Annotated in this window: 9 protein-coding genes and 1 pseudogene; 8 read left to right on the plus strand and 2 right to left on the minus strand. The window is 71.7% G+C overall.

The window, feature by feature from the left end; all coding sequences use genetic code 11:
- Positions 1-24: 24 nt before the first annotated feature.
- The 7 genes and pseudogenes from AB0F29_RS20100 (at position 25) to AB0F29_RS20130 (ending at position 7,802) form a co-directional block, all read left to right on the plus strand.
- A pseudogene (locus tag AB0F29_RS20100) lies at positions 25-574 on the plus strand (Uma2 family endonuclease).
- A gap of 11 nt (positions 575-585) precedes the next feature.
- Positions 586-708, plus strand: coding sequence for a hypothetical protein (locus AB0F29_RS20105; RefSeq protein WP_361873793.1), 123 nt, complete (start codon positions 586-588; stop codon positions 706-708).
- 179 nt (positions 709-887) lie between these two features.
- On the plus strand, positions 888-3,005 hold the full coding sequence (locus AB0F29_RS20110) for a LamG domain-containing protein (protein ID WP_361873795.1): 2,118 nt from the start codon (positions 888-890) through the stop codon (positions 3,003-3,005).
- A 222-nt stretch (positions 3,006-3,227) separates the two neighbouring features.
- Positions 3,228-4,499: an aspartate kinase gene (locus AB0F29_RS20115; RefSeq protein WP_018958893.1), complete on the plus strand. Its 1,272-nt coding sequence runs from the start codon at positions 3,228-3,230 to the stop codon at positions 4,497-4,499.
- Positions 4,496-5,569 (plus strand): aspartate-semialdehyde dehydrogenase, encoded by a 1,074-nt coding sequence (locus tag AB0F29_RS20120; RefSeq protein WP_361873797.1) that lies wholly within the window; start codon positions 4,496-4,498, stop codon positions 5,567-5,569. The genes AB0F29_RS20115 and AB0F29_RS20120 overlap by 4 nt, the downstream gene beginning before the upstream one ends.
- A gap of 362 nt (positions 5,570-5,931) precedes the next feature.
- Positions 5,932-6,507 carry a SigE family RNA polymerase sigma factor gene (locus AB0F29_RS20125; RefSeq protein ID WP_361874097.1) on the plus strand — a complete coding sequence of 192 codons (576 nt, stop codon included), beginning with the start codon at positions 5,932-5,934 and terminating at the stop codon, positions 6,505-6,507.
- The gene (locus AB0F29_RS20130; protein ID WP_361873799.1) at positions 6,504-7,802 is read left to right on the plus strand and encodes a hypothetical protein; all 1,299 of its coding nucleotides are present in this window, start codon (positions 6,504-6,506) and stop codon (positions 7,800-7,802) included. Before AB0F29_RS20125 ends, AB0F29_RS20130 begins: the two co-directional genes overlap by 4 nt.
- 94 nt (positions 7,803-7,896) lie before the next feature.
- Here AB0F29_RS20130 and AB0F29_RS20135 read toward each other — a convergent pair whose 3' ends face one another.
- The gene (locus AB0F29_RS20135; RefSeq protein ID WP_361873801.1) at positions 7,897-8,769 is read right to left on the minus strand and encodes an SURF1 family protein; all 873 of its coding nucleotides are present in this window, start codon (positions 8,767-8,769) and stop codon (positions 7,897-7,899) included.
- Between the two features lie 62 nt (positions 8,770-8,831).
- Complete coding sequence (locus tag AB0F29_RS20140; RefSeq protein WP_361873803.1) at positions 8,832-10,664, minus strand: prolyl oligopeptidase family serine peptidase; 1,833 nt, start codon at positions 10,662-10,664, stop codon at positions 8,832-8,834.
- Positions 10,665-11,095: 431 nt separating this feature from the next.
- Between AB0F29_RS20140 and AB0F29_RS20145 the strand changes: the two genes are divergently transcribed.
- Complete coding sequence (locus AB0F29_RS20145) at positions 11,096-11,509, plus strand: hypothetical protein (protein ID WP_007453005.1); 414 nt, start codon at positions 11,096-11,098, stop codon at positions 11,507-11,509.
- Positions 11,510-11,566: the final 57 nt, after the last annotated feature.

Here is an 11,566-nt window from a genome sequence, read left to right on the forward strand (position 1 = left end):
GGGCGCGCGCGGGGTGAGCCCGAGATGTCCGTGGAGGAGTTCGAGGAGCTGTCCCGTCGCGCGCCGGAGCTGGTGCGTCTGGAGTTCATCGGCGGGAAGGCGCGGACGAAGCCTCCGGCCGACGGAACGCACGGACAGATCGTGATGTGGCTGATGAAGCGGTGTCTGGAGCACCGGGCGGACCTGTGGCTCTACCCGGCCTGTGGCCTCGCCGTCGAGACGTACCGCAAGGGCCGCGCCCGCCCCGACGGCGTCCTCGCGCCCGACGAACACTTCGCCGGGGCGGGGGAGTGGGCGGCCCCCCACCGGCGTACTGATGACCGTGGAGGTCACCTCCCGCGACGCCGACACCAACCGGCGTGACCGGGTCGAGAAGCCCGACGGCTACGCGGCGGCCGGCATTCCGGTCTACCTGCTCGTCGACCGCGAGGCGTGCTCGGTCACCGTCTTCACCGAGCCGGAGAAGGGCGCGTACCGCTCCGCCACCACCCGGCCCTTCGGCGCGCTCGTCGAGCTGCCCGAGCCGGTCGGCTTCACGCTCGACACCGAGAAGCTCAAGGAGTACACCGACTGAAGGCGTCGATCGTGTACGGGGATGGGACCGGCCTGCCGGAGATCAGTGCTGGTGCTTTCACCCGCGAGGCGCTGTCCCCGCCGACGGACTCCCCGGTGACCGCCATGTACGCCGTCGGCCTCGACGGGGTCTGACGGGGTCCGGCGCATCGCCGCCGCGCAGAAGCCCAGGTCTGCGACGTGGAGACGCTGGCGGCGGGCTGAGCCGGTCGTTCCGCGTACGGATATACCGGTGGCGGTGGCGCGTCCGGTTGCTAACCTCGCTCAGCTCTTGATCTCCGATCTTCAAGGGCAGAACCGGGGAGGGGACGCGCATGACAGGACGTACGGGACAGGGACGAGCGAGACGGGCGGCCGTAGCGGCCGCGATCGCCGCCGGGACGGTGCTGGCGACGCCGGGCACCGTACTGGCGGCGGGTGCCGGGCTCCCGCCGAAGCAGCCGCGGATCGCCGATCTGGCGACGGAGAACTCGGCGTGCGTATCCGGCGAGAAACGGCCGTACGTGGGGTCCGTGCCGCGGCTGACGGCGCGGCTGTACGGGCCGGGCGGCGGGCAGCCCGGTGAAGCGAGCAAGGTCCGGGGCGAGTTCGAGGCGTGGTGGCAGGGCGAGGGCGGCGTCGAGGAGCGCGTGACCACGACCACCAGCACGCTGCTCGACACCGCTCCGTTCAGCTGGCAGCTGCCGGACACCATCCCCGACGAGACCGTCGTGTCCTGGCGGGTGCGGGCCGTCAACGACGCGGGTGTCTCCGCCTGGAGCAGCGAAGGGCCGGGCGCGCCCTGCGAGTTCGTGTACGACCGCACCCACCCCGACGTCCCGGTCGTCACCTCCTCCGACTATCCGGACGACAACACGTGGACGCCCGGCGCCGGGGTCCGGGGAACCTTCCGCTTCACGGCGCAGGCCGGGGACATCGTCGGATTCGCCTACGCCTTCAACGGTGAGCTGCCGCGCATGGCCGACGTCCGGCCCGACGGTTCGGCCGAGATCAGCTTCGTGCCGGAGAAGTCCGGCCGCCAGGTCCTCTCCGTGCAGGCGCAGGACCGCGCGGGCAACCGTGGCCCGCGCACCGACTACTCCTTCCTGACCGGGGAGGGGCCCGCGCCCGTGGCCCGGTGGAAGCTCGCCGACGCGACGGGTTCCCGTTCGGCCGCCGCCGAGTCGGGCACGGCGGCCCGGGCCGGTGCGGGGGTCGCGTTCGGCGCGCCCGCGCCCTCCGGCACCCCGCTCACCGCCACCGCCTCGCTCGACGGATCGGGCCACGGCTTCCTGACCCCGGGCGCCCCGGTCGTCGTCGACACCGCGAAGGACTTCGCGGTGGGCGGCTGGGTGCGGCCGGCGCGCGTCGACGGCACCCGTACGGTCCTCTCGCAGGACGCGGGCACGGGGCGCGCGTTCACCCTGGGGCTGACCCGGGCGGGCTCCGGGCCCGCCTGGTCCTTCTCCGTCGGCGGCGCACGGGTCACGGGCGGGCTGCCCGAGGCCGGCGACTGGGCGTACGTGCTCGGCCAGTACGACGCCGGAACCGGCACGGCCCGGCTCTACGTGAACGGCCGCGCGGCCGGCGAGGAGACGGCCGCCGTCCCCGTGGCGGGCGAGGGCGACTTCCAGATCGGCCGGGCGCGCGGGGCGCAGGGCTACCGGGACCGTTGGCAGGGCGAGATCGGTGACGTACGGGCGTACGACCGGATCGTGGTGCCGGAGGAGCTGACGGCCCTGGCCACCCGTGCCGCGCGGCGGGTCGGCCACTGGGCGCTGGACACCGCGCCCGACGGCCTCGCCCCGGAGACGGGCGGGGGCGCACCCGTGAAACTGGGTGCGGGCGCCTCGATCTTCCGCCTCGACCATCCCTGCGACGTCTTCGACCCGGACTGCGTTCAGGACTGGCCGCTGGAGGGCGACGGGCACCTCCGCCTCGACGGCGTCTCGGGCCACGCGGCCACGGACGCGCCCGTCGTCGACACCTCCGGGAGCTACACCGTCAGCGCCCGCGTCCGGCTCACCGACGACGCCCCGGCGGGGCCGATGACGGCGATCTCCCAGGGCGGGGAGCACGGCGACGCGTTCAAGGTGCGCTTCGACCCGGAGAACTCCAGCTGGGACCTGGTGCTGGCGCACGCCGACGGACCGGGTGCGCCGGAGACCGTGCTCCGCAGGATCGAGCGGCCCGACGGGGACAACGGAGTGGGTTACCGGGTGACCGTCGTCCACGACGCCTCGCGGAACCAGGTGTCCTTCTACCTCGACGGGGTGAAGTACACGGAGGGCGGCACGGCCGACTTCGACGCCGCCTGGAAGAGCACCGGCGGGCTCCAGCTCGGCCGGGGCCGCACCGCCGACGGCTGGGGCGAGCAGCTCAAGGGCGTGGTGGACGGCGTGTACGCCTTCGAGGGTGTGCTGACCGAGTCGGAGATACAGCGGCTGCCGTAGCGTGAGGTGTCCCGGCTCGCGCTTTCCGTACGGATCGTGTGGGCTGGGACACAAACGGGAGTGCTGCCGGGCTGGGTGGGCAACAGCCCCGTACGAGCGGTTCGGAGCGACACGCCGTACCGGGTGGTGAGCGGGACATCTCACCATCCGATATGGACGGGTCTATTCCGTGCTGCTCGTTAAACTGAGCCGACCGCAGTAATGACTGAGCGAGGAGCGCACGTGGGCCTTGTCGTGCAGAAGTACGGAGGCTCCTCCGTAGCCGATGCCGAGGGCATCAAGCGGGTCGCCAAGCGAGTCGTCGACGCCAAGAAGAACGGCAACCAGGTGGTTGTCGTGGTGTCCGCGATGGGCGACACGACGGACGAGTTGATAGACCTCGCCGAGCAGGTGTCTCCGATGCCTACCGGCCGTGAATTCGACATGCTGCTGACCGCCGGCGAGCGGATCTCCATGGCCCTGCTGGCGATGGCGATCAAAAACCTGGGCCACGAGGCCCAGTCGTTCACGGGCAGCCAGGCCGGTGTCATCACCGACTCGGTCCACAACAAAGCGCGCATCATCGACGTCACGCCGGGCCGCATCCGGACCTCGATCGACGAGGGCAACATCGCCATCGTCGCCGGGTTCCAGGGCGTGAGCCAGGAGGGCAAGAACATCACGACCCTCGGCCGCGGCGGGTCGGACACGACCGCCGTCGCGCTGGCCGCCGCGCTGGACGCCGAGGTCTGTGAGATCTACACCGACGTCGACGGCGTCTTCACCGCGGACCCCCGGGTCGTGAAGAAGGCGAAGAAGATCGACTGGATCTCCTTCGAGGACATGCTGGAGCTGGCCGCGTCCGGCTCCAAGGTGCTGCTGCACCGCTGCGTCGAGTACGCACGCCGTTACAACATCCCGATCCACGTCCGCTCGTCCTTCTCCGGACTGCGCGGCACCTGGGTCAGCAACGAGCCGCAAGGGGACCAGCAGGTGGAGCACGCGATCATCTCCGGAGTCGCCCATGACGTCTCGGAGGCCAAGGTCACCGTCGTCGGCGTCCCGGACAAGCCCGGCGAGGCGGCGGCGATCTTCCGCGCCATCGCGAACGCCGAGGTCAACATCGACATGGTGGTGCAGAACGTCTCCGCCGCGTCGACCGGCCTGACGGACATCTCCTTCACCCTGCCCAAGGCCGAGGGCCGCAAGGCCATCGACGCCCTGGAGCGGACCAGGAGCTCCATCGGCTTCGACTCGCTCCGCTACGACGACCAGATCGCGAAGATCTCCCTGGTCGGCGCCGGCATGAAGACCAACCCGGGCGTCACGGCCGGATTCTTCGAGGCGCTGGCCGACGCGGGCGTGAACATCGAGCTGATCTCGACATCCGAGATCCGCATCTCGGTGGTCACCCGGGCCGACGACGTCAACGAGGCCGTGCGCGCGGTGCACTCCGCCTTCGGTCTCGACAGCGACTCCGACGAGGCCGTCGTCTACGGAGGCACCGGCCGATGACCGGACACCGCCCTTCGCTCGCGGTCGTCGGCGCGACCGGGGCGATCGGCGGTGTCATGCTCCGGATCCTCTCGCAGCACGCGGACGTCTGGGGCGAGGTCAGACTCGTCGCCTCACCGCGCTCGGCCGGCCGCAAGCTGGCCGTGCGCGGTGAGGAGATCGAGGTCCTCGCGCTCGCCGAGGACGTGTTCGACGGCATCGACGTGGCCCTCTTCCTGGTGCCGGACGAGGTGTCCGCCCGCTGGGCCCCGATCGCCGCCGCCAAGGGCGTCGTCGTCATCGACGACTCGGCCGCCTTCCGGCTCGACGACGACGTGCCGCTGGTCGTCCCGGAGATCAACTCCCATGCCGCCCGGCTCCGGCCGCGCGGCATCGTCGCGTCCCCGAACTGCACCACGCTGTCGCTGATCGTCGCGATCGGCGCCCTGCACGCCGAGTACGGACTGCGCGAGCTGATCGTCTCCTCCTACCAGGCCGTCAGCGGCGCCGGCCGGGACGGCGTCGCCGCCCTGCGCGAGCAGCTGGCGCTGGTGGCCGGCACGGAGCTGGGCACCCAGCCCGGGGACGTACGCCGGGCCCTGGGGGACAGCGCGGAGGCGGCGAGGAGCCCGTTCGCCGCACCCGTCGCCCTGAACGTCGTGCCCTGGGCGGGTACGGACGCCGGCGACGGCTGGTCCTCCGAGGAGATCGCCATCCGCGAGGAGTGCCGCAAGGTGCTGGGCCTGCCGGACCTGAAGGCCACCGCGACCTGTGTGTACGTTCCCGTGATCGCCACGCACTCGATGTCCGTCCACGCCCGCTTCGAGAACGAGGTCGCCGTGGGCAAGGCGCACGAGATCCTGGCGACCGCCCCCGGCGTGGTCCTCTTCGACAGCCCGGCGTCCGGAGATTTCCCGACCCCGTCCGATGTGGTGGGCACCGACCCCACCTGGGTGGGCCGCGTCCGGCGTTCGATGGACGATCCGCATGCCCTGGAAATGTTCCTTTGCGGTGACAACCTCCGAAAAGGTGCGGCTTTGAACGTGGCGCAGATCGCCGAATCGGTCGCCGCCGAATTCCCCCGGGCATGATCGAACCTGTTTTGTAGGATCTGTGAACGCCCTATGAGTAATTTGCTGGTCTGAACCTCTTGAGCTGGGACGTTGTCGTATCCGACGATGATCTCCCGGCCCTCTGCAACCGCATCTTGGTCGGGCTGCGTCTATGCGGTCACTTCTTGCGTGGCCAGACGCTATGACGGGGCATTTGGGGAAGAGCAGGTACGTATGAGGGCATGTCGCACAGCGTCGAACGTGACGCCGTACGCGTACAACCCTGACGGGGGGCAGCGTGTCCAACAGGCGTGGCAGCAGAGGTTCTCGACATCACAGTGGTGGGCCCGTTGCGAGGCGCGTCGGCGCGTCCGCTCCGGCGGCCCCGTGCGCCCGGCGGCATGCCGGTGATCGCGCCCATGCCCGCCGCGCGCCCGGCACAGTTGCCCTCGCAGCGCGGGGATGCTGAAGAGACGGTGGCAGCGGGAACCACGGTCGACCATCTCACCGAGACCTATCGCGCCCACTACCGTTCCCTGCTCGGCCTCGCGGCCCTGCTGCTGGACGACACCGCGTCCTGCGAGGACGTGGTGCAGGAGGCGTTCATCCGCGTGCACTCCGCGCGGAGCCGCGTCCGTGAACCGGAGAAGACCCTCGCCTATCTGCGGCAGACGGTCGTCAACCTCTCGCGCTCCGCACTGCGCCGCCGCATCCTCGGGCTGAAGCTGCTCTCCAAGCCGATGCCGGACATGGCGAGCGCGGAGGAGGGCGCCTACGACCAGCTGGAACGGGACGCGCTGATCAAGGCCATGAAGGGGCTTCAGCGACGCCAGCGCGAGGTGCTGGTGCTGCGCTACTTCGCGGACATGACGGAGGCCCAGGTCGCCGAGACGCTGGGCGTCTCGCTGGGCTCGGTCAAGGCGTACGGTTCCCGGGGTATCGCGGCGCTGCGCGTCGTGATGGAGGCCCAGGCATGAGCGGGCCCGAGCAGCGCGACGAGCACAGGCACGAGAATGACCCGACGGGAAACGGAATTGTGAACCACGGGCCGGAGAAGACTCCGCACACCGATCCGGACCGCCCGCACGACGGGGGCACGGGGCCCGAGCCGGGCGGGACCCCGGAACCGGCGCCACCCGCGCGGGTGGACAACGAGGCCGCCGAGGACCCCGACGAGCGGGACCCGGGGGCGGCGCCGGGCGACGACGACCTCGTCGGCACGCTGACCGACCTCTTCGCCCGTGACCGGGGCGGCGCCCCCGCCTCCGAAGAGCTGGACGAGGTGGCCCTGCGCCGCATGCTGCACGGCGCGGTGCGGGAGCTGGCCCCCTCCGAGGGGACCCTCGACCACCTCCACCGCGCCGTCCCCGCCCGCCGGGCCAGGCGACGGCAGGCCGTCGTCGGGGCGGCCGCGGCGGCCCTGCTGATCGGCACCGCCGTCCCCGCCTTCGTCCACGTCGCGACCTCGGACGGCCCGTCCAGCGCCCGCCCCGCCATCGCCGGACACGGCGAGCAGGCCCAGGGCGGCAACGGGGACGAGACCGGCCCCGAGGCGCCCGGCCGGCGGACCGTGGAGCCCACCGAGCGCGAGAGCGAGGGCAGCGCGGGCGAGGCCGACCCGGACCCCAGCCCCAGCGCGGACGAGGGCCGTGACCCCGGCGGTGCGGCGACGGGCGCGACGACCGACTCCCCGAGCGCGGACTTCGCCTCCCTGCCGGTCTGCGACCCGAGTCAGCTCGGCGTCGCGTCCGCGGGCACCGACGCACCGGGAGCCGACGGCACCGTCTACGGCAGCTTCAAGATCGCCAACGTGTCCGGCACCGACTGCACGGTCAGCAGCAACGGCACGGTGGGCTTCACCGCCATGGGCGCGGCCGACCCGCTCAAGATCGGCGTGGTCCAGCACGCCGCGGGCGACGCGGCCCCCGGGCTGCCCGACCCCTCGCAGGAGCCGGGCACGGTGCTGCTGAAGCCGGCCATGGCGTACGAGGTGCGGTTCGCCTGGGTGCCGGCCGACACCTGTCCGGCCGTGGGCCCGTCACCGAGCCCGACCCCGTCGGCGGACGGGGCCGGAGGATCGGTCGGCGAGGGGGGCACCGACCAGCCCTCGGGCGTCGACACGCAGACGCTGAACGAGGACGGCGAGGGCGCGGCGGAGGGCAGCGTCGCCGTGACGCACACCCCGGAGACGGGAGCGCCCACCGCGGAGACGGAGATCCCCAACGCCTGCTCGGGCACCATCTACCGTACGGGCGTGCTCGCCACGTCGTAGTCGGGGGACGCCGGTCGTACCTGCACGACGGGACCTACCGTCGTAGTCCGGCGACCGCGGGCTCCTACCGTCGCAGTCCGGCTACGCCGGGTCCTTACGGGGCCGCAGGGGCTTTCCGAGCCGCCTCAGGGGCATCAGGGGCCTCCTGCGCATCCGGGGCCTCCTGCGCCTCCGGCGACGCCGGGGCCGCCGCGTCCTCCGGTACGAGGCCGAGGGCGATGTCACGCACGGCCTCGGCCTCGCGGCGCACCAGCCGGAACCACATGAAGAGCACGAAGCCGGCGAAGACGAACCACTCGCCCGTGTACCCCAGGTTCTGGAAGGCCTTCAGATCGAGGCCGCTGCCCTCGGGGGCCGCCGCGGGCACCGGCTTCATCGCACCGCCCGTACCGCCCGCCTCGGCCTCGGGAAGCGTCACCCAGGCGTCGTACACGTCGTACGGCACGAGATTCACCAGGGTCGCGGCGCTGATCATGCCGACCTGGCCCCCGGGCAGCCCGCCCCGGGCGTTGACACCGTCACTGCGGGAGTTCTCGGAGGCCTGGAGGTCGCCGGTCACCGTGACCTCGCCCTCCGGCGCGGCTGGCACCCGGGCGCCGGTCGCTGAACCGGGCAGCCAGCCCCGTACCACCGGCAGGGCCTTGCCGCTGTCCGTGCGCAGCATGTTCAGGACGTAGAAGCCCCGACGGTCGTCCAGCTCGCGGCCGGGCACCAGGAACTGGTCGGCGTACGTGCCGGTGGCGACGGCCGGGCGGCCGGACGTCACCTTGTCGACGGGCAGCAGCTCGTCGAGGGGTTTCGCGGCCCGGGTGCTGGGATCGGGCCGCTTCTCCGCCTGTTCGTGCGACTGCACGCGGTCCTCGAAGCGGCCGAGCTGCCACATGCCCATGAACACGCAGAACGGGATGGCCAGCACGACGAAGAGGTTGATCCCCCACCATCGCGGGGTCAGCAGGAACCGGTACACCCCTCAAAGGTACGGTTCCCCGCCCCGGGTTCCCGGAGCGGGGTCCGCCATTTATCCGGTTCCTACGCCGCTTCCGGCCCCGGGGCGCCGACCACGGCGCCTCCCCCGAGGTGCTTCAGGGCGAACTCCAACTCCAGCCGCACCTGCTTGATCCGCTCCTCCACCACCAGCGAGCCGTGCCCGGCGTCGTACCGGTACACCTCGTGGACCGCGCCGCGCGCCGCCAGCCGGTCCACGTAGTTCTCCACCTGACGGATGGGGCAGCGCGGATCGTTGACGCCCGCCGAGATGTAGAGAGGGGCGCGCACCGCGTCGACGTACGTCAGCGGGGACGAGGCCTCGAAGCGCTCGGGGACCTCCTCCGGCGTGCCGCCCAGCAGCGTGCGGTCCATCGCCTTCAGGGCCTCCATCTCGTCGTGGTACGCCGTGACGTAGTCCGCGACCGGCACCGCGGCCAGGCCCAGCGCCCAGGAGTCGGGCTGGGTGCCGAGCCCGAGCAGGGTCAGATAGCCGCCCCAGGACCCGCCCGCCAGGACCAGGCGCTCCGGGTCCGCGAGCCCGGAGGCCACCGCCCACTCCCGTACGGCCGCGATGTCCTCCAGCTCGATCAGGCCGACCCGGTGCTTCAGCGCGTCCGTCCAGGCGCGGCCGTAGCCGGTGGAGCCCCGGTAGTTGACCCGGACGACCGCGAAGCCGTGGTCCACCCAGGCGGCGGGGCCGGAGGCGAAGGCGTCGCTGTCGTGCCAGGTCGGCCCGCCGTGGATCTCGAAGACCGTGGGGAAGGGGCCGTCGCCGGCGGCGGGCTTCTGCACGAGGGCGTGGATACGGCCGCCCGGCCCCTCCACCCAGGCGTCCTCGACGGGCACCGACGGCGGGGCCTTCGCGCCCGGCGGGTCCAGGACCACCGCACCGCTCGTCGACCGCACCACGGGCGGCAGCTCGGCCGAGGACCACAGGTACTCCACGGTGCCGTCCGGGCGGGCCGTGGCGCCCGACACGGTGCCCGCGGGCGTCTCCACGCGCACGGGAGCCGGGGCCCCGGGCTCGTACCGCCACAGCTCGCTGCGGGCCTCGAAGCCGTGCTCGACGAGCAGCGCGGAGCCGTCCGGATACCACTCGGCCCCCACGTCGCCCGGCAGGTCGACCGGCAGCGCGGTCTCCGTGCCCGCGACCGGGTCCCAGATCATCGGCTCCCAGCGGCCCCGGCGCTGATGCCCGACGAGGAGCCGGGTGTCACCGGCGACCGGGGCGAAGCCCAGTACGGCGAGTCCCAGCTCCTTCGTGCCGCCCTCGGTGTCGTCCAGCTCCGCCACCGTGGAGCCGTCGGGGCGCACCACGCGCAGCGCGGAGTGCATCGCGTCGCCGTGCTCGGTGTGCTCCAGGGCGATCAGGGTCCCGTCGTGGGAGAGGTCCCCGACCCCCGCGGACTCCCGGTGCCGGTAGATCTCCACGGCCTCGGCGCCCGGCGTCCGCACCAGGTGGACCGTCGTGCCGTCCTCGTCGGTCGAGCGTCCGATCACCGCCGAACCGTCCCGCCCGATGGCCAGGCCCGCCGGGTAGGAGGGAGCGAGGCCGGGGGCGGCCGGCTCGTCCTGACCGCCGTCGAACGGCTGGCGCATCCACACCCCGAACTCGTCGCCGTCGGTGTCGCTGAACCACCAGACGGCCTCGCCGTCCGGCGTCAGCACGCCGTCCGTCGTGCCGTTCGGCCGGTCCGTGACCTGGCGCTGCCGCCCGCTCGCCCGGTCCCACGCGTACAGCTCGTAGGTCCCGGTGGCGTTGGAGACGAACAGCGCGCGGTCGGGGGCCTCCTCGGCCCAGTCGGGCAGGGAGACGCGAGGCGCACGGAATCGCATCTCCCAGTCGGGCACAGCTGCTGCTGCATCAGTGGTCATCCCCTCATCCAACCCGATCCGGGGGCCGGGCCCGTAACCGGATTCGGAGGACAAGAAGCCGACGTGCGGTCGGCCAGAAGTCGTTGTCGTGCGCCCGAATTCCCTGCCGGGCCGCATGCCCGGACCGAAAGGAAAGCGCAGTGGTCTTTCCGGATGCTCGCGCATTCGACTGTGACCGAATTCACTGGAGGGCGAGAGGGGCGATGGAGTCGTTCGTGCGCGACAGGAATCTGGAATGGCTTGTTCCGTTTGCCGGTCCTGGTGTGCGGCGTGATTGATCGGACCAAGATCGGACGATACGGGCATACGCTGCCCCTCCGGCTCCGCACTGCGCTGACCAGTGCTAACGTCCATCGACTTTTCGGTTTTCCGTTCGAGGGGGCCTCGGCGACCGGGAGTCGAGGGAGGGTATTTCCGTGATAAGCAGTCGTATGCGCAAGGCTGGTTTCGTCGCCGGAGCCGCAGCGGTTCTCATGTTCGCCACGAACACCAGTGCCTGGGCCAACTGGACCGCCAATAACTGGGTGGGAAACCAGGGCAAGATGTCCCAGCAGTGGGTCGACGAGTCGTACAACGAAATCAACTTCACCGGTTGCAGTGAGGTGTACGGCCGAAAGAGCGTCGATGTGGAGCTGTGGCAGCAGATCGACTGGGGGAAGGACAAGAGGCACGACACCTCCAAGTTCACCAACTGCTTCAAGGGTTCGGGCTCCAAGAGCACGGCCACGCAGTCGGGGCTGCCCAAGGACAGCTACTACTTCGAAATCGGCAACATCGGTTCGGGATGCGTCTCCTGCGCCGTCGTCGTTGGCAAGGTCAACGTCGACACCACCAAGGCCGACTGATCCCGCCGGGCCTCCGCGTGTCCCGCGCGGAGGCCCGGCTTGGCGCTCCACGACGAG

This window comes from Streptomyces sp. NPDC026589 (assembly GCF_040638385.1).
In the GTDB taxonomy this organism is placed as follows: Bacteria; Actinomycetota; Actinomycetes; order Streptomycetales; family Streptomycetaceae; genus Streptomyces.

Coding starts and splice junctions, on each gene's coding strand:
- AB0F29_RS20110 (WP_361873795.1), top strand. CDS start 888: ATGACAGGACGTACGGGACAGGGACGAGCGAGACGGGCGGCCGTAGCG.
- AB0F29_RS20130 (WP_361873799.1), top strand. CDS start 6,504: ATGAGCGGGCCCGAGCAGCGCGACGAGCACAGGCACGAGAATGACCCG.
- AB0F29_RS20145 (WP_007453005.1), top strand. CDS start 11,096: ATGCGCAAGGCTGGTTTCGTCGCCGGAGCCGCAGCGGTTCTCATGTTC.
- AB0F29_RS20140 (WP_361873803.1), bottom strand. CDS start 10,664: ATGACCACTGATGCAGCAGCAGCTGTGCCCGACTGGGAGATGCGATTC.
- AB0F29_RS20120 (WP_361873797.1), top strand. CDS start 4,496: ATGACCGGACACCGCCCTTCGCTCGCGGTCGTCGGCGCGACCGGGGCG.
- AB0F29_RS20125 (WP_361874097.1), top strand. CDS start 5,932: ATGCCGGTGATCGCGCCCATGCCCGCCGCGCGCCCGGCACAGTTGCCC.